The sequence below is a fragment of the Streptomyces sp. NPDC029139 genome (genome assembly GCF_055564335.1).
Genome location: NZ_JBVHWN010000003.1, coordinates 227,878 through 245,129 on the forward strand (window position 1 = coordinate 227,878; position 17,252 = coordinate 245,129).

Consider the following 17,252-nt stretch of genomic DNA (forward strand, 5'->3'; position numbering starts at 1 on the left):
CCCCCGGTCCAGCCGCGTCACCCGGGCTGGTTATGATCGCGCCGTGGTCACGGAACCTACGGCGGCGAGCAAGCGCCGCACGCGCTCTCTGGTTCCGCCGTGGTCGCGACTGCTGTGGCTCGGAGCGCTACTCTTCGGGCTCCTGTACGCCCACGGCCTCCACGCCGACAGCAACGCCGGGCATACGGCACCGGGCAGTGTCGCCGCCGTTCCCGTCGGCCATGTACACGACCAGATCCAGGCGTCCTTCGACGACCACGACACCGATGAGGACTCAGCACACGTCGTCCAGGACTGTGCAACCGGGCAGCCGCCCGCAGGGTTCGACATCCTTCCGCCGACGGTGTCCCCGCTTGACGCGGAGCACGTTCTCGACGGCATGGCCGTCACCAGCAAGGCTGCGGTGACCGTTCTTCCCGCAGCGGGATCCTGCCCCACATCAGCCGTTCTGCGCATCTAGTAGGCCATCGGGGCGGCAGGCCGTCCCTCGGGCTCAGTCCCCCCTTTCACTCGGCTCACCGCCAGGTCACTTCTTCGCGTCCGGAGCGCCGTCTCACCGACCGGCCACGCTTCGGGCCCGCTCCCTCGCGCGTTCCTGCGCCGCTTCCACCCGCTTGGCGGAAGCTCGGCCGCCACGCGCCATCGCACCATGGAAGGCACCCGTGTCTCTGCTCACCGACCGGCCCGCACCTCACGACACCGCGCCGCAGCCCGCACCTGGAGGACGAGCCGCCGCCCGGCGCGCCGGCCGATCCCGCCGCAAGCGCAAGCAACCGCTGGTCGGCCGCTATATCGGCTACGTCCTGTACTTCGTCGGCGCCGGTCTGATCAGCGGCGCCGTGGTGCACCATCCGCTCGACCCCACCCGCTACACCGTGGTGGCGGTCGTCGGCGTCCTCGTCTTCCTCGTCGCCACGCTCGTCAACGAGTTCCTGCTGGCCCAGGCACGGCCTCCGCTCGCCCGCGGGCTCGTGGTGATCAGCGCCTCCCTCCTGTTGTCGTTCGGCATCGGCATGCTCAGCGGAGGGCTCCAGCACTTCGAGGACTTCCCTGCGCGCGCGGCGATCCTCGTCCCGCTGGGGATAGTCGTCTCGTTCATCGCCTTCGTCATCAAGGACGCGGAGACTTCCTCCCGCCGCGTCTTCAGCCCCCTCGGGCTGGCCGTCCTGCTACTCGCCGGCGGTTGCTACTTCGGTCTGAGTACGCTCGCTGCCGATATGGCCGGCGAGGTGGCGGAGGGCGGCGGACACAGCCACGGGGGCGGAGCACCGGAGACCGACGACCACGAAGCCGGGCCCGAACCGTCGACCCCTTCCCCGACCTCCGAACCGAGCACCCCCGGCGAGGCGACCACGAGTACCGAGCCCGAACACGCGGGCGACGGTCATGCTCATTGAACGCGCGGTCGGCTCCTGTCCGTCGCCGCCTCTCACAATCAAGACTGAAATTACGCCTTCGTACGTGTTGCTCCGACTTTCCCGGATTAGTCGCTGAGATGCTGCCTGCCGATGGCGGGCAGAAGTGGTCCGCCCGTCGGGAAGGGGGAGCACGTGGAAGCCGCGCGATGGGAGCCCGTCGCCACTCTCCTCGCGGTCGTCCTGGCCGGCGTGTTCCTCCTGCATTGCCTCGGGTCCGTCCTCCGGACCGTCCGAGAGCCGCTGCACACCGGCCCGTTCAGCGGCGGCCTCGAACCCCAGGAGCATCCGGTATCGCGCTTCCATGTGCGCTGGTACCCAGTGACGATGATCTTCCTCGCGTTCGACATGGAAATGCTCTTCATGTACCCGTGGACGAAGGTCGTTCCGGAGGTCGGCACTGCGGCAGTCGTCGAGATGTTCCTGTTCCTCGGCATCCTGCTCGCCGGCGTCGGCTACGCCTGGCGTGAGGGGGCCTTCCGGTGGACCTGAGGACGGGCATCGGCAAGATGGCCTTGGCCCGGCCGACCGTGCTGATCGCGACCAGCCGGGGCGCTACGCGCGAAAGGCTGGCCGTCGAGGCGGAGCTCGCTCGCAGGACGTGGCCCCAGGCCGCCGGTCCCGCTTCCGCGGACCTGGTGGTCTTCGCGGGCACCCCGTTTCCCGTACGCGACGGTGACTGGGCGGAGCGGCTGTGGGAGGGCGTACCGGGCCCGAAGGCGCGGGTCACCATCACCGCTGCCGAGCCAGCGGGGCATGCTCTTGACCACGCGCACGCCGCACTTCTGAAGGCAGTCTCCCGGCCGGATCACCAGCAGGGTCATCCCCCGGCGCCGCACCACGCCGGGCACGACGACCACGACAACCACGAGCAGCATGGTGGACACGACGGCCATGGTGGCCATCACGGGGGCGGTGACCACACCGGGCATGACCCACATCAGGCTCCCGGGCACATGGCCAACGGCGGCGGCACGGATCACCCCCACATGTCCCATGACGCCATGGAGCATGACCACATGGGACATGGCGACCACGGCCACCACATGGGCACCGTCGCCGGCCTTCCCATGGCCGAAAGGGCCGACGACCGGGACGGGTTGAGGCTTGACCGGCTCCACGTGCCGCTCGGGCCCGCGCTCCCGGACTGGCCGGCGGGACTGGTGCTGCACCTCGAACTCCAGGGTGACGTCGTGCAGCGCGCGGAGGTTGAAGCCGTCCCCGCGCCTTCCCCGTCCGGGCCCGCGTTCTGGAACGAGCCGTGGCTCAGGGCCATGGCCGGTGACCCAATGACGGTCGGCGAGGCCGCTCGGCGGCGGTGTGCGGCACACCTCGACAGCCTTGGCAGACTCCTCGGTGTCACCGGCTGGCGGGAGGCGGCGACCAGAGCACGCGTCGCCCGCGATCGCACGCTCGACGGTGCCCCCGGAGCAGAACTTCAGTCGCTCGTCCGCCCTTTGGCTCGGCGCGTGCGCAGGTCGTGGACACTGCGGTGGCTCACGACGGGAGTCGGCGAACAGGCCGGGGTGCAGCCAAGAGGTGACGTGCATGCGAGGCTGATCGCCTGGCTGGACGGGCTCGAGCGCTCCCTCGACCACGTCGACGACCGCGACCCGCTCTCCGCCCACCACCCCGTCGGCCCTCGGGGTCGCCTCGACACCCAGGCGCCCCCGTCCCAGGCCATGCTCGACGCACTGCCCGGACTGCTCGAAGGCACCGAGTTCGCCTGCGCACGGCTCATCGTGGCGAGCCTGGACCCCGACCTCGACGAACTGGCCCCTCAGCACGCACCGGGAGCCCATGGTCATGGTTGAGTCCGCTCCCCTCTGGGCCGCCTTCGTCCTCCCCCTCGCGCTGGCATTGGCAGCCTGGGCCACGGCGACCGCCGACGCAAGGTCGACCGGCGCGGGCCGCGAGGTCCTGCGGTTGTTGGTGAAACAGCGGCGGATCACGCGGGCCGCCGACGTACCTCTCGTACGGCTGGGGACGACGCTACTCCCGGTCGCCGCAGTCCTCGCCGCCGTCGTCCTCCCCTTCGGTTTCCGGTCGGTGTCCGATCTGCCGGACGGGATCGTGTGGTTCAACGCGATGGAGGCGCTGGCCTGGGCGGCCGTGTGGCTGACGGGCTGGGGGCCGAACTCGACCCTGTCGCTGGTCGGCGGTTACCGCTTCCTCGCGCAGGGGCTCGCGTACGAGCTGCCGCACATGCTGGCGATCACGACAGCGGCGCTCGGCGCGGAGTCTCTGCAGGTCGGCGCAGTCGTGGGCGCCCAGGCCGGGCTCTGGTTCGCGGTGTGGATGCCGGCGGCATTCGGGATCTATCTGCTCAGCGCGCTCGCCATGGCCTTCTGGGGACCGTTCGATCAGCCGGTGGGCGCGGACGCGGCGGGCGGTGCGGCGACCGAGCTCTCCGGGGTGGACCGCCTGCTGTTCCTCGGCGGACGGTGGCTGCTGCTCGTCGTGGCCGCCGCCTTCGCCGTACCGCTGTTCCTGGGAGGCGGACATGGTCCGCTGCTTCCGGGCTGGGCCTGGACCGTGGTCAAGACGGTGGCCGTACTGGCCTTCCTGCTGTGGGTGCGCCGCAGGGTGCCGACCGTACGCATGGAGCGTTACGTCGAGCTGGCGTGGGTCGTCCTGACCCCTCTCGCGGTAGCTCAGGCGCTCGTGGTGGCCGTCGTGGTGCTCGGAAGGTGAGGGAACGATGACGACTGCGGCGTTCTGGGTCCTGGCGGTGCTCGCCGTGGCGAGCGGCGTCATGGTGTTCCGCTTCGACTCGATGGCGCGCGCCACGTTCTCGCTGCTCACCTCCCTGCTGTGTGTGGGCGGGGAGCTGATCGTGCTCGGGCTCGACTACCTCGGCATCGTCACCGTGCTGATGATGACGATCGAGATGGCCATCATGGCCGTCTTCATGATCATGTTCATGATGAACCCGGCTGGGCTCATGCCGATGACGATGATTCACAACAAGCGGGGAGCGGCCGCCATCTGCGTCCTGTCCTTCGTCCTGCTCCTCGTCGGGATCCTGCTCGTCCCTTGGCCTCGACGGAGCGGAAAACCTCCCGTCGATCCGACCATGGACCTGGGGCTGTCCCTGATGGGGCCGCAGATGCTCACCATGATGACGCTGGGCATGGCACTGTTCGCGACGATCGTCGCGACCGTCGTGCTCTCCACACGACGCGGCCGGTACGACCGCTTCGGCGACGAGCTCCAGGCCGCCCGCCCCAACGACCCCGTACGGGGCGGGGTGGGCCGGTGAGCCTGGAGCTGTTCCTCATCCTCGCCTCCGCCCTGTTCTGCGTCGGGCTGTTCGGGGCGCTGACGCAGCAGTCGATCGTGATGCTGATGATGGGGCTGGAGCTGATGCTGGGAGGTGTGATCCTCGCCGCCGGCGCGGCCTGGCACTACATCGCGCCTGCCACGGCCGACGGTCAGGTCCTGATCGTCGTCGCCATCACCGCCATGGCGGTGGAGATGGCGATCGGTTTCGCCGTCGTCACGGCCCTGTTCCGGTCCCGCGAGATCGACATGACCGACATGGCGTCGGAGTTGAGGGAATGAGCGCTCTGCTGTGGACGCTGATCGCCCTGCCGCTGGGTGCCGGTGTGCTGCTGGCTCTGGCCGGGCGGCGCGCGGACCGGGCTGCCCCGCTGCTCGCGGTCGGCGTCTCGGCCGCGGCCCTGGGACTCGCGATCACGGCTTCTCTCCGGCACCCGGCCGTCGAGGCGCCCCTGATGGAGGGACTCCCCTTCCGGATCGCGGTGGACGGCCTCTCCGGCGTCCTCGTCGTCACCGTCACCGCGGTCACCCTCGCCGTACTCCTCTTCAGCGTGGCGGCGTTCGGCGCCCACGAGGCGCGGGCCCGCTTCTTCGGGCTGATGCTCCTCTTCGCGGGGAGCATGCTCGTCACCGTCACGGCCACCACCCTGCCAGTGCTGCTCATGAGCTGGGAGGTCATGGGCGCGACCTCCTGGGCCCTCATCGGGTACTGGTGGCGCGAGCCGGAACGTACCGCTGCGGCCGACACCGCCTTCCTGACCACCCGCACCGCCGACCTGGGCCTGTATCTCGCCGCCGGCGCCGCCCTCGCGGCGGGACCCGGCCCGCTCACCCTCGACGGGCTGGCCTCTCTCGACGAACCCTGGTCGTCCGTCGTGACGGCAGGCCTTCTCGTCGCAGCGCTCGGAAAGTCCGCGCAACTCCCCTTCAGCTTCTGGCTGTCCCGGGCCATGCAGGGCCCAAGCCCCGTGTCGGCGCTCCTGCACTCCGCGGCGATGGTGGTAGCCGGCGCCTACCTGCTGCTGCGGACCGGACCACTCCTCGACGCCTCCGGCTGGGGCGCGGACGCTGCCGCGTGGGTGGGCGGGGCGACCGCCGTCGCCCTCGGGGTCGTCGCCGTCGCGCAGACCGACCTCAAGCAGCTGCTCGCCGCCTCCACCTGCGCGCAGATCGGGTTCATGGTGCTGGCGGCCGGTGTGGGGGCGACCACGGGAGGTGCGCTGCAGCTGATGGCTCACGCCGCCGCGAAGAGCCTGCTCTTCCTGGTGGCCGGCGCCTGGCTGACGGCATGGGGGACGCAGCGGCTCCCCGAGCTGCGCGGGGCCGCCCGGGCGTACCGGACCGTCGGCGTGCTCTGCACCGTGGGCGCCCTCTCGCTCGCCGGGCTGCCCCCGCTCTCGCTCTGGGCCGCGAAGGACGTCCTGCTCGCCGGGGCCCTTGAGGACAGTCCGTGGCTTTACGCCACCGGGCTCGCGGCAGCGGTTCTCTCCGCCGTCTACAGCGTGAAGATCCTCCGCTTCGTATGGGACCGCCCCGAGCGGCAGACCTCCGACGGGCGAGCGATCCCCCGAGGGGTGGTCGCGCCGCTCGCGCTTCTGACCCTCGCCTGTATCGCTCTGACGCCCGTGGCGTTTCCGCCCGTGCGTGACGCCCTCAGCAGATATCTCGGCACTCAAGCCCAACCGTCTCCGCTGATTTGGGAGTACGCACTCTCCGGCGCGATCGCGCTGGCCGCCTCCTCCGTCGCCTGGGGATGGGGCACCCGCCTGGTCCCACTGCCCAGCCAGCTGAAGGCGTGGAGCGCGAACTGGCTCGGACTCGAACGGGCCGCCCACGTTCTCCTCGTCTCCCCCACCCTGCGGATCGCCCGTGCCGCCGCCGCGTTCGACGACCACGTCCTGGACCGCGCCGTGGTGGCTTCGGCCCGGGGCACGCTGGGGCTCGCCCGGTGGACGAACCGATTCGTCGAAGAAGCGGTCGACGGCGCGGTCGAGGGCATCGCGACCGCATCCCGTCGGCTCGGCTCCTGGGCCCGCCGACCGCAGACCGGCCAGCTGCACCAGTACCTCGCCCAGGCCGTCGCCGCCTTCTCCGTCATCGCCGTCGTGCTCGTCCTCGTGAGGTAGCCCGTTGCTCACCGCCCTTGTCTTCGCCCCGACCGCGGTCGCCCTGCTGCTCCTCGCGCTCCCGTCGCGTACGCCCGTCCGGGCGCTGCGCGCCGTCTGGGTCGCGACGGCCACCGCCGAACTCGGTCTGGTCGTCGCCATGTGGGCCGGCTACCGAACCGGGGGCGGCTTCCAGTACGAGCTGCGGGCCCGCTGGATTCCCAACGCGGGCGTCGGTTACCACGTGGGCGTCGACGGCCTGTCACTGCCGCTGCTCGCCCTCACCTGCGTCCTGTTCCTCGCCTGCGCCCTGTACTCGCTGCGCGAGAACCGACGCTTCCGGGAGTTCGCCGCGCTCTTCCTCTTCCTCCAGACCACGTGCCTCGGGCTGTTCGCCTCCCTCGACCTCATCCTGTTCTTCGTCTTCTTCGACCTGTCGATCGTGGCGATGTTCTTCATCATCGCGGGGTGGGGTCACCGCGACGCGAAGCGGGCAGCGCTGAAGTTCTTCCTCTACACGTTCATCGGTTCGCTGGCGCTGCTCCTCGGCTTCATCGGCCTCTACCTGGCCGCAACCCCGCACACCTTTGACATCGTCGATCTGACCCGGCAGAACCCACTCGCCGGCCGGTCCGCGTACGCCGCCCTCGTCCTGCTCGCCGTGGCGGTCGGGCTCGCCGTGAAGACGCCGACGGTCCCGTTCCACACGTGGCTGCCGCCGGCTCACACCGAAGCGCCGGCGGCCGGATCCGCGATCCTCGCGGGGGTGCTCCTGAAGATGGGGACGTACGGGTTCCTCCGCATCGCCATGCCCATGCTGCCGGGCGCCTGGCGCCGGTACGCGATCGTCCTCGTCGTGGTCGGAGTCCTGTCCGTCCTCCACGGGGCGCTGGTGGCGCTCGCCCAGACCGACTTCAAGCGCATGATCGCCTACACCTCGGTCAACCACATGGGGTACATCGTCCTCGCTGTCGGCGCCGCCGCCGCGACCGCCGACACCTCCGCCCAGGCCCGTTCACTCGCGATCACCGGCTCGGTCACCCAGATGGTCAGCCACGGCCTGATCACCGGCGCGCTGTTTCTCCTCGCGGGTGTGATGTACGAGCGGGGGCGGACATACGACATGAGCGCGTACGGCGGTCTCGCCGCCTCCGCCCCTGTCTTCGCGGCCCTGACCGGCGCCGCGGCCTTCGCGTCCCTCGGGCTTCCCGGCTTCTCCGGCTTCATCGCGGAGTTCCAGATCTTCACTGGTGCGCTCGGACCGAGGCCGCTCGCCACTGCCCTGTCCGTGCTCGGCATCCTCCTCACCGCCGGGCTGTTCCTGCGTGCGCTGCGGCAGATCCTCATGCGGCCGCTGCGACTGCCGGACGCACCCGGTACGCCACGTGCATTCCCTGACCTGCGCGCCCACGAGTACGCGGGCATCGTCCTACTCCTCGTCCTCGCCGTGATCCTCGGCGTCGCCCCACGCTTCCTCCTCGACGTCATCGAACCGGCCTCCCGCACGGTCCTGGAGCAGCTCGCCCGATGAACGTCATGAGCGAGATGAACGAGAACCCGCTCGACATCCTCCCCGAGGTGCTCCTCGCCGCCTCGGCCGTGCTCGGTCTGCTCCTCGGTGCCTGGCTGCCACGCCGCCGGCAGTGGCTCGTCGGGCTCCTCGCAGCGGTGGCTGCGGGCGCGGGCATCGTGGCGGCAGCCGTCGCCGCGGCACGCCCCGACGTGACCGCGTTCGGTGAGGCGTTCACCGTCGACCCGGTCACCAGCACGTCCCGCGTCGTCGTCCTGGCCGCCGTCCTTCTCGTCCTCGCCCTCTTCGCGGTGCCGTTCCACGCGCACTCGCGTGAGAGTGAGACCTACGTCCTCATCCAACTGTCCGCCCTCGGCGCGCTCGTCATGGCCGGCACCCAGGACCTGCTGCTGCTCTCCGCCGGATACCTCCTGGCGAGCGTCCCCGCGTACACGCTCGCCGGCTTCCGGAAAGACGGCCCGGGCACCGAGGCCGCGCTCAAGTACTACGTGATCGGCGCGCTGCTCGGCGTACTGATGCTGGCCGGCATCACCGCGCTGTACGCGGCCGGCCGCGCGACCGGCTACCCGCTGCTCGGCCCCTCGCTCCCCGAAGCCCCCGAAGCGCTCGTCGCCGCAGGCACCGTCGGCCTGCTCGCCGGCGTGCTGTTCAAGGCCGGAGCCGTCCCGGCCCACTTCTGGGTACCAGACGCGATCCAGGGCAGTACGGCACAGGTCGCCGCGTTCTTGACCACGATTCCGAAGATCGGCGCACTGGCGGCCCTGCTTCGGCTCGGCGAGGCGGTCCTCGCCGACAGCGGAATGCCGTGGGCGGCCGTGATCTCCGTGGTGGCCGCGGCGTCGATGACGCTGGGCAATCTCGCCGCCTTCTTCCAGGACGACGTAAAGCGGCTCCTCGCGTACTCGACGATCAGCCAGGTCGGCTACCTGCTGCTGCCCGTCGCGGTGGCCGGCCGGTCGGACCTCGCCCAGGAGGCACTGCTGTACTACGTGGCCGCGTACGCCGTCACGAACCTGGGTGCCTTCGCCGTGGTTTGCGCCCTCCCCCGGGCCACCCGGCTCGCCGACTACCGCGGCCTGGCCCGCCGGCGCCCACTCCTGGCCGCGAGTCTCGTCATCTGCCTCCTCGGGCTCGTGGGCACCCCGCCGACCGCCGTGTTCGTCGGCAAGCTGGAGGCGTTCAGCGCCGCCTTCGACGGCGGATACGCCTGGCTGGCCGTCCTGGCAGCCGTGAACACCGTCGCCTCCCTCTTCTACTACTTGCGCTGGATCGTGCCGGCGGTCTCGCGGGGCGATGGCGCCGCGCTGGCCGCCGAAGACCGACCGGCACGAGGTATCGCCTACACGGCCACCGTGATGTCAGTAGGGCTCGGGCTGGCCGCAGGGCCGGTGCTCCCCGCCCTGGGCAGCTCGCTCGCCACCTAGCTAGTGGTCGTGGCTGTGGGGCAGGGCCGCATGAAGAGCGACGGCGCCATCGAGCGCGTTGCGCAGTTCGTTCAGCTGATGTGCGGTAAGCGGACCGTCGCCCACGGGCTGGAGCGTGTCGTACTGCGGGGGGTTGACGATGCTGGTGTGCTGGTAGTCCTTCACTTGCCGCTCGAGCTCCGGCCGCACCCACGGCCGCGTCCGCCCCGAGCCGTCCCAGGGCTGGAGTCTGCGCACGTACCACAGGGGGTTGCCGGGGTCGTCCCCGTACACGGTGGCGGGGTCGAGCCGGGTGGCCGGGTCCTCGTACTGCCACATCGCGAAGAGGCGGTCCACGTTCGAGTGGATCAGGAAGACGAACGGGTCACGGAAGGAGGTGTGGGCATTACCGATCGTGCCCCCGATGTACATGTGGGCGAAGTCATGGCAACGCTCGAGCCGGATGCGCATACTCAGGTAGTTCGACGAGCGGATGATCTCGGAGTCCCGGAAGGGCAGCTCCGGCGCGCCGTCGCGAACCTCGCGCGTGAGGCTGCGCGGCGGGTCGAACGGATTGCTGTGTGCGACGTCCATGACACTCTCGCCACGGAAGGGGTCGGCCTCCGGCTTGTAGAGGTCGCCGACCCAAGGCTCTCCCGCCTCTTTTGTCTTCGACCCCATGAACTGGGGCGTGAAGAGCGGGGCGGCGTCTTCGTTCCAGTCCCAGTAGTGCAGTGACAGATCTGGGGTGACCTCCCGGAGCAGCTGTTCGAAGCGGTTGCAGAGCTCACGATGCCACGGCAGGAACTCCGGACCCTGATGGACGTGCGTCGCCTGATGGATTTCGTCCTGCTTGAACCACTTGCTGACGCCGCCGGGCGGGAACTCGTCCCGGGAGCCCGGGTAGACGCGCTTGTTCAGTTCCTTGATGGCCTCGACAAGCGCGTCCCGTTCATCGTCGTCTATGTCAGCGACATTGCGGCGGATGCCGTCACCTCGGATCACAAGATCACTCCTTCACGAGGTGGAGCGTGCCGGGTATGGGTCGTTCAACGCGCAATGGTTGAACTGGACTTCACCGGAAAGGGGAGGAACTCCCCTTTCCAGTCCGCCACGAAAGGGCGCCATGCGCATGTGGATCAGGCCGCGGCGCGCAGCGACCGCGGCCCGGGATTCCCACAGCTCACCAGCAGCCGCATCGCGGATAATGGGGCATAGGAACTGTTCGTCGCGTCCCGCGGTGGTGATGACCGTGGTGGTCGCTTTGTTGGCGACGCTCATGGGAGTGCTGATCGTGGCCGTCCTCGCGTACGACATCGTCCGCCTGATCAGCACGGGCGAGAGCCGCCGCCCTCCGCTGGCCCGGATACGCGGCCGCCGTGCCGCCCTGGCGGCGACCGAGCGCTGGTGTACCGGGCTCCGTCTGCACGACCGGATCAGTGCAGGCGAGTACCGACGCCGGATGAGCGGGATCGCGCGGGGCCGAAGGCGGTTACAGGGCCGAGCACCCCTGCGGGTGGACGAACCGGCCCGTACGGCGGAGTCGGCAGCGCTCGCCAAGGTCGCCGGGGCGAGGCTGGCCCTAACCCATTCGGCAGCCCCCCATCTCACCGGTGATCCCCATGACGTTCCTCCCGCACACGCCTCGTGCCGCTCTCGCCACGGCCGGAGCCCTCTGTCTCGCTCTCCTCGTCGCCGGCTGCGGTGACAACGGTGGAGGCGCATACTCACCTGTCACAAGCACCCCGAGCGCACCTGGTACACCGAGTACACCAGCCGCCCCGCCCCCGAGCCCCACCGCCTCCGCCGAGGTCCGTATCACCATCCGCGGCTTCGCCTTCCAGCCGGCGGACCTGAAGGTACGTCCCGGTGCCACGGTCACCGTCGTGAACGAGGATTCGGCGCCCCACACCGTGACGGCTACGGATAGCGACGCGTTCGACACGGGCGAGATCGCGGGCGGCCGTTCGGCCACCTTCACCGCCCCGGACAAGCCGGGCACGTACCCCTTCTTCTGCTCGATCCACCCGAACATGAAGGCGACGCTCACCGTCGCCTGAATCGCGTGAGCGGCGGAGCACCGTAGGCGTGTCACCACGTTCGCCGTCTCGGCGGCGGCCCTCGGCGGTGTCGGCTACCTCGTCTCGACCAACGGCGACAACGGCCAGAGCACGACCGCACCGATCGCGGGGGAACAGACCTGGCAGGACCTCTCCAGGAACCACGTCACCGCAGCCGTCTCCTATCCGATGACTCCGCCTGCCGGTGGCGACCACGATCCCGTCTGGCAGAACTGCGACGGCGACGTCTACACGTCCCCGGTGCGGGACGAGAACGCGGTGCACGCGCTGGAGCACGGCGCCGTGTGGGTGACATACACGAACAAGGCGACCGCCGCCGACATCCAGGCGTTGGGCGAGCGGGTCGCAAAGACGCCGTACACCCTGATGAGCCCACGCACCGAGCCGTCCTCGCCGATCGTCCTGCGTGGCAAGGACTCGGGCGGCTGCGCGCGGGCGTTCACCATCCCCGAGCTCGGTGTCCAGGAGATCGTCAAGGAGGACGGCGACACCGAGATCGACCTTGGGATGCGTGACGCCGGGGAGCTCCGGTTCTCCTGTGCCATGGGCATGCAGACCGGTTCCATCGACTTCGAGAAGGCGTGGGCATGCGACTGTTCGGCGGCAGGAAAAAGCATGAGCTGGAGTCCATGGGCCTCGAGGTGATCCTCGAAGTCGAGGGGATGCACTGCACGAGCTGCGGGCTGCTCATCGACGACGAGCTGGAGGAGATTCCCGGCGTGCGTTCGGCGCGGACCGATGTACGCAGCGGGCGCAGCACTGTCCAGTTCGAGGAGGGCGCGGCCGTGGACGGGGACGCGCTGGTGGCCGCGGTGCGCCAGGCAGGCGAGTACGAGGCACGGCCGGTCGGCTGAGGCCGAGCAAGAGGTGCCCGGCCCGGTCTCCCGGGCCGGGCCGTCGTCCTACTTCAGGTAGCCGAGGACCGTCATCATCCCGGACTCGGCGTGGTAGACGTTGTGGCAGTGGACCATCCACAGGCCGGGATTGTCGGCGTCGAAGTCGACGTCGAGCGTCTTGCCCGGCAGCACGATCGACGTGTCCTTGCGGGCGCCGCCGTCGGCGAGCGCGTAGGTGTGGCCATGCAGGTGCATGGGGTGCCACATCGTCGTGTCGTTCACGAAGGACAGCCGGACCCGCTCGCCGGAGCGGACCGGGTAGCGCTGGGCGGGGTCGTACTTCTTGCCGTTGATGGCCCAGTCGTACTTCGCCATCGAGCCGGTGAGCTTGAACTCGATCGTCCGGTCCGGTCGCCCGGCCTCGAGCCGTACGGACTCGGCCGCCTTCAGCTGGCCGCCGTGCACGACCTTGCCGTCGAGTTCCTTGGGGCGTACGGAGGCGGTGGGCGCCGCTCCGCCGCCGGTGCGCAGGACGGCGAGGGCCGTGCGGTTCTTACCCTCGGCGAGCGCGGTCAGCGGGAAGGTTCCGTTCCCCACGGTGACGAGGGCGTCGAAGCGTTCGCCCATGCCGAGGAGCAGTGCGTCGGCCTGCGTCTGCTCGACCGGGAAGCCGTCGGTGTGCGTGACGGTGAGCTTGCGTCCGCCGAGGGCGACGCGGAAGGCGGTGTCGCCGCCCGCGTTGATGATCCGGAGCCGGATCCGGTCGCCGGGCTTGGCCGTGAAGGTCTGTGGCTTGTCCGGGGTACGGCCGTTGACCAGGTAGTGCGGGTAGCCGACGTCTCCGGCGTCGCCGCCCAGGAGGTCGCTGGTGGCGCCCATGAGCATCCGGGAGGGGCCGGAGGGCTTCGGGGACGGGGACTTCTGCGTGGTCATCGACATGTTCGACATGCCGTGCCCCTCGTGGCCGTTGCCGCCGGAGCCCCCGTGGTCCATGCCGCCCATGCCCTTGCTCAGCTCGGAGAGCACGGCGTCCGGGGCGGAGCCGTCGACACCGTCGACCCAGTCGTCGAGGACGATCACCCACTCCTTGTCGTACTTCAAGGGCTCCTTCGGGTCCTCGACGATCAGCGGGGCGTAGAGGCCGCGGTCCTGCTGGACGCCGGAGTGCGGGTGGAACCAGTAGGTGCCCGGGTGGGAGACGGCGAAGCGGTAGTCGAAGGAGCCACCCGGCTTGATGTCGCGCTGGGTGAGGCCGGGGACGCCGTCCATGTCGTTGCGCAGGGCGAGCCCGTGCCAGTGAATGCTCGTCGTCTCGGGAAGGTTGTTGGCCAGGGTGAGGGCGAGGGTGTCGTCGGCGGTGACCCTGACCTCCTTGCCGGGGAGGTCGTCCCCGTAGGCCCAGGAGCGGACCGTCCGTCCGCCGCCCAGGTCGAGCGGAGTCTCGACTGCGGTGAGCTTGAACTTGCGCTCGGGACCGGGCTTGCGCAGCGCTTCGGCAGCGCCGATCCGCTTGCTGTCTGGGGTGAGATAATCGGCGCTCGGCGACATGCCGTTGCCGCCCGAGGAGTGGTCCATGCCGCTCATCGAACCTGAGCAGGCGGTCAGCAGACCGGTGCCTGCTGCGGCGAGTCCGGCGCCGAGGATGGTGCGGCGGGTGAATCGGGACATGACTGTGGAACCTCTTGGCATCGTCGTTGCATGAACAGGGCGGCGTTCCGCTCACGGGGCGGAGCGGGCGGTCTGCCTATATGCGCAACAACGAGAGGTGGGTCAGAAGAGACCTGGGCGGGGCCGGCGGCGGTATCGCGCGGAGGGCGTGAGCGAGCCGTACGGTCGGCAGCAGCGTCTCGGCCCCGCGACGCCCGCGTGCGAGGACGCGACGAGCCACCAGGAGGAGGCCGACTCCGGCACCGAACACGGCCACGCAGACGGCCGCCACTCCGGCCCCGTGAGCGGGATCCGGGTGCGACGCGTGGACCGCGTCGGCCACCACATGCTCCACCGCCGCTGCGGCAGCGTGCGTGGTCGTGATCAGGTGGTTCCCGGGCGCGTGCGTCGGGGCCGCATGGTCGCCGGGGTGGCCGAGGGCGTGCATCAGCACGATGCCCACGAACAACACGACGGCGAGCAGGAACCGGCCCCACCCTGTCGCGCCCCTGGAACGCCCTGCCACCTCAGTCTCCGTTCTCCGCCCGGACCGACGAGCACCGGACTCGCCGCACATCATACGGGGAGGGGGTATCTACACCGCGCCCTCGCCGGGACGCCGCGATGAAGCCTCCCCACCTGGTGTTATCTTCCTCTCAGCTCAGGGCGGGAACGCCCCCTGTTGCAGTACCGCAACCAAGCCCTCCTATGGTCGTGAAGCGTGATCTCAGGCAAGGTCCGTCGCGACCACCACACGGGAGCGTTGCTGCGGGCAACGCTCCTCTTGATGGTGCTTGCCGTGTTCGCGATGCACGTCCTTGCCTCACACCAGCCAGTCCACAGCGGGCATGCCGCCGCGTTCCCGCTCAGCGACGCAGGGCACAAGACTCAGCACGCTCACGCTGACGTCGCCCCCGGCCACGCCACCGGAACACCGGACAGCCCGGACGACGAAGACCCCTGCGACCACAGCGGAGCCGGAGAGAGCTGCCTGGCACTGCTGTACATACTCGCCACCCTGTTCACATTCGCCCTCAGGCACGGGGGCTCCAACCGCGTCCTCTACACGCTCCGCCGATGGGCGGCACTCAGGCACCCCTGGATCAGCCGCTCCGGCGACCCACCGCGCCTACACCGACTTTCGGTCCTGCGCTGCTGAGAGCTGAACCAGCGCCGCGCCGCACCCCTGGTGCGGCGCGGCTTCTGCCTGCTCTCATCCCCAAGATCTGAAAGGCCTGACCTACATGACCACCGCTCTCAAGCCCGAGCCCCAGCAGACTCCCCTCTCGAGACATCGCCGCCCCGCCTTCGACAAGAAGTCGCTCCCGGCTCGCTACAGCGGCCAGATGCTCTACTTCATGGGTGCCGCCCTCATCGCCGGCGCCGTCGTCCACTACCCGATCGATCCGTCGCTGTACACGATCATCTGCGTCGTCGGCGCCTTCGTGTTCCTCCTCGGCACCATCGTCAACGAGTTCGTACTGGCCGACGAGCGTCCGGCGCTGGGCCAGGCGGTCTCACTGGTCGCGTTCTCGCTGCTGCTGTCCTTCGGCGTCGGCCTGGTCGGCGGCGGCATCCAGCACTTCGAGCAGTTCCCCGAGCGCAGCGCCTGGATGACCCCCATCGGCTTGCTCATGTCGTACGTCGCGTTCGTCGCCAAGGACTCCAAGGGCCGCTGGCGGCACCTCATCAGCCCGTTCGCTGCCGTCGTCGTCGTCATCTCGGCCCTCGCCTGGCTGGGCATGACCGCCCTCGCCAGCACGATCAGCTCCGACGGCCACAGCCACGACCACGGCTCCACGACCAAGACCCCTGCGGGTCAGGACCAGGCTCCCGCTGAGCAGGATCGCCCGACGCAGGCGCCTGCCGAGCCCGCCGAGCCCGCCGAGGATGGCCATACGTCCCACAGCCACTGATCCCGGTCCGGCACGTCGTAGAGCATTCTCGCGGGCCCACACGCCGGCCCGCCCGCTGGGCTCGTAGTCTCAGCGCGCTCTTGGTGTGAACCTCGCCCTGCCGCCACACTCGGGCCGACCGGTCAAGGCCGACCGGAGCCCGGGTGCTGGCTGTGGTCGTGACGAGGGTGGTGCCGGCCTTCGTGCCCGTGCCCGTCCCAGGTCGCCGACGTACCGTCCCCGACGGGACGGTCCGAGGGCCGCAACCCGGCGAGAGTCACCTCGACGAGCCGCCGGACCGCCGCCTTCGACGGGAGCCCTGCCGCCGCACCGAGGGCGTGGAGGCAGTACGCGGCGAGCTCATCGGCGGAAACGTCGTCGCGCAACGCGCCGCTTGCGGCACCCTCGCCAATCAGATCCCGGACGAGCATCAGGAGCCGCTCGTGCGCCTGGGTGATGGACGGCCCCTGGTGCAGCAGGGCGACCATGTCTGTCCCGTGATGGCTGTGGCGCCCGTACGAGATGAGCGCGTACGCCTCGAGGACGGCCTGCAGCCGCTCGCCCGGGTCCGTGATGCGGTCTCGTACGACTTCGAGCTGTTCGAGGTGGTGGGCGACCTGGCGCTCGTGCCAGGCGGTGAGGATGGACTCGACGTCGGGGAAGTATTTGTAGAGCGTCGCCCTCCCGATGCCGGTCTCCTGCGCGATCCGCGACATGGTCACGGACATCAGGCCGTGCTCGGCAACGAGCGCGGCGGTCGCGTCGAGCGTGGCGTCCCGCACGGCGCTGCGGTGTTCCTCGATCGTCTCGTTCCACAGCTTCGGCATCCCCACAATGTACGGGACGACGCAGGCGTGACACCATGACTTGACAGAGACACTCTGTATCGAAAAAGTGGGCGGCCCGGCCTCCCGCCGTTCCGTTCCCGTACGTATCGGAGTCTTCTATGTCCGAGCAGGCCCCTCCCCCGCACGCTCCCCAACCCCGCTGGGTGACTGCGCTCCTGATCGGTGCGGCGATCCTCGTCGTGGCCTTCCTCGTCCTCCACCTGGCAGGC

General features: G+C 69.8%; 19 protein-coding genes. 14 read left to right on the forward strand and 5 right to left on the reverse strand.

Going from position 1 to position 17,252, the window contains the following annotated elements:
* The first annotated feature begins 43 nt into the window (after positions 1-43).
* From ACZ4VW_RS08880 to ACZ4VW_RS08925, 10 genes are all read left to right on the forward strand, one after another.
* Positions 44-460, forward strand: a complete 417-nt coding sequence (locus tag ACZ4VW_RS08880; RefSeq protein ID WP_467960017.1) for a hypothetical protein — start codon at positions 44-46, stop codon at positions 458-460.
* Positions 461-662: 202 nt separating this feature from the next.
* The gene (locus ACZ4VW_RS08885) at positions 663-1,397 is read left to right on the forward strand and encodes a hypothetical protein (RefSeq protein WP_467960019.1); all 735 of its coding nucleotides are present in this window, start codon (positions 663-665) and stop codon (positions 1,395-1,397) included.
* A 111-nt stretch (positions 1,398-1,508) separates the two neighbouring features.
* Positions 1,509-1,907 carry an NADH-quinone oxidoreductase subunit A gene (locus tag ACZ4VW_RS08890; protein ID WP_467960021.1) on the forward strand — a complete coding sequence of 133 codons (399 nt, stop codon included), beginning with the start codon at positions 1,509-1,511 and terminating at the stop codon, positions 1,905-1,907.
* A complete protein-coding gene (locus ACZ4VW_RS08895; protein ID WP_467960023.1) occupies positions 1,898-3,229 on the forward strand; it encodes a hypothetical protein in 1,332 nt (443 codons plus the stop codon). Before ACZ4VW_RS08890 ends, ACZ4VW_RS08895 begins: the two co-directional genes overlap by 10 nt.
* Positions 3,222-4,109, forward strand: a complete 888-nt coding sequence (locus ACZ4VW_RS08900; RefSeq protein ID WP_467960025.1) for an NADH-quinone oxidoreductase subunit H — start codon at positions 3,222-3,224, stop codon at positions 4,107-4,109. Before ACZ4VW_RS08895 ends, ACZ4VW_RS08900 begins: the two co-directional genes overlap by 8 nt.
* Positions 4,110-4,116: 7 nt before the next feature.
* Positions 4,117-4,677 (forward strand): NADH-quinone oxidoreductase subunit J, encoded by a 561-nt coding sequence (locus tag ACZ4VW_RS08905; protein ID WP_467960027.1) that lies wholly within the window; start codon positions 4,117-4,119, stop codon positions 4,675-4,677.
* Positions 4,674-4,979, forward strand: coding sequence for an NADH-quinone oxidoreductase subunit NuoK (locus tag ACZ4VW_RS08910; protein ID WP_467960029.1), 306 nt, complete (start codon positions 4,674-4,676; stop codon positions 4,977-4,979). The genes ACZ4VW_RS08905 and ACZ4VW_RS08910 overlap by 4 nt, the downstream gene beginning before the upstream one ends.
* The gene (locus tag ACZ4VW_RS08915; RefSeq protein WP_467960031.1) at positions 4,976-6,823 is read left to right on the forward strand and encodes an NADH-quinone oxidoreductase subunit 5 family protein; all 1,848 of its coding nucleotides are present in this window, start codon (positions 4,976-4,978) and stop codon (positions 6,821-6,823) included. The genes ACZ4VW_RS08910 and ACZ4VW_RS08915 overlap by 4 nt, the downstream gene beginning before the upstream one ends.
* A gap of 4 nt (positions 6,824-6,827) precedes the next feature.
* Positions 6,828-8,333, forward strand: a complete 1,506-nt coding sequence (locus ACZ4VW_RS08920; RefSeq protein WP_467960033.1) for a complex I subunit 4 family protein — start codon at positions 6,828-6,830, stop codon at positions 8,331-8,333.
* Between the two features lie 5 nt (positions 8,334-8,338).
* A complete protein-coding gene (locus tag ACZ4VW_RS08925) occupies positions 8,339-9,757 on the forward strand; it encodes an NADH-quinone oxidoreductase subunit N (RefSeq protein WP_467960035.1) in 1,419 nt (472 codons plus the stop codon).
* Here ACZ4VW_RS08925 and ACZ4VW_RS08930 read toward each other — a convergent pair whose 3' ends face one another.
* Complete coding sequence (locus tag ACZ4VW_RS08930; RefSeq protein WP_467960037.1) at positions 9,758-10,741, reverse strand: tyrosinase family protein; 984 nt, start codon at positions 10,739-10,741, stop codon at positions 9,758-9,760. It lies immediately after the preceding gene.
* Positions 10,742-10,753: 12 nt separating this feature from the next.
* Positions 10,754-11,017 carry a hypothetical protein gene (locus ACZ4VW_RS08935; RefSeq protein ID WP_467960039.1) on the reverse strand — a complete coding sequence of 88 codons (264 nt, stop codon included), beginning with the start codon at positions 11,015-11,017 and terminating at the stop codon, positions 10,754-10,756.
* 341 nt (positions 11,018-11,358) lie between these two features.
* On the opposite strand from ACZ4VW_RS08935, the gene ACZ4VW_RS08940 reads away from it, so the two are divergent.
* The 3 genes from ACZ4VW_RS08940 to ACZ4VW_RS08950 all read left to right on the forward strand — a co-directional run bounded on the left by ACZ4VW_RS08940 (position 11,359) and on the right by ACZ4VW_RS08950 (position 12,671).
* Complete coding sequence (locus ACZ4VW_RS08940) at positions 11,359-11,796, forward strand: cupredoxin domain-containing protein (protein ID WP_467960041.1); 438 nt, start codon at positions 11,359-11,361, stop codon at positions 11,794-11,796.
* Positions 11,797-11,919: 123 nt separating this feature from the next.
* Complete coding sequence (locus tag ACZ4VW_RS08945) at positions 11,920-12,462, forward strand: DUF3105 domain-containing protein (RefSeq protein ID WP_467960795.1); 543 nt, start codon at positions 11,920-11,922, stop codon at positions 12,460-12,462.
* Positions 12,447-12,671, forward strand: a complete 225-nt coding sequence (locus tag ACZ4VW_RS08950; RefSeq protein WP_467960043.1) for a heavy-metal-associated domain-containing protein — start codon at positions 12,447-12,449, stop codon at positions 12,669-12,671. The genes ACZ4VW_RS08945 and ACZ4VW_RS08950 overlap by 16 nt, the downstream gene beginning before the upstream one ends.
* Before the next feature lie 48 nt (positions 12,672-12,719).
* Here ACZ4VW_RS08950 and ACZ4VW_RS08955 read toward each other — a convergent pair whose 3' ends face one another.
* Both ACZ4VW_RS08955 and ACZ4VW_RS08960 read right to left on the reverse strand, forming a co-directional pair.
* Positions 12,720-14,321, reverse strand: coding sequence for a multicopper oxidase family protein (locus ACZ4VW_RS08955; protein WP_467960045.1), 1,602 nt, complete (start codon positions 14,319-14,321; stop codon positions 12,720-12,722).
* 76 nt (positions 14,322-14,397) lie between these two features.
* The gene (locus ACZ4VW_RS08960; protein WP_467960047.1) at positions 14,398-14,826 is read right to left on the reverse strand and encodes a DUF6153 family protein; all 429 of its coding nucleotides are present in this window, start codon (positions 14,824-14,826) and stop codon (positions 14,398-14,400) included.
* Positions 14,827-15,544: 718 nt separating this feature from the next.
* Here ACZ4VW_RS08960 and ACZ4VW_RS08965 point away from each other — a divergent pair.
* Positions 15,545-16,216 (forward strand): hypothetical protein, encoded by a 672-nt coding sequence (locus ACZ4VW_RS08965; RefSeq protein ID WP_467960049.1) that lies wholly within the window; start codon positions 15,545-15,547, stop codon positions 16,214-16,216.
* A 122-nt stretch (positions 16,217-16,338) separates the two neighbouring features.
* Here ACZ4VW_RS08965 and ACZ4VW_RS08970 read toward each other — a convergent pair whose 3' ends face one another.
* On the reverse strand, positions 16,339-17,022 hold the full coding sequence (locus tag ACZ4VW_RS08970; protein ID WP_467960051.1) for a TetR/AcrR family transcriptional regulator: 684 nt from the start codon (positions 17,020-17,022) through the stop codon (positions 16,339-16,341).
* Between the last annotated feature and the right edge of the window lie 230 nt (positions 17,023-17,252).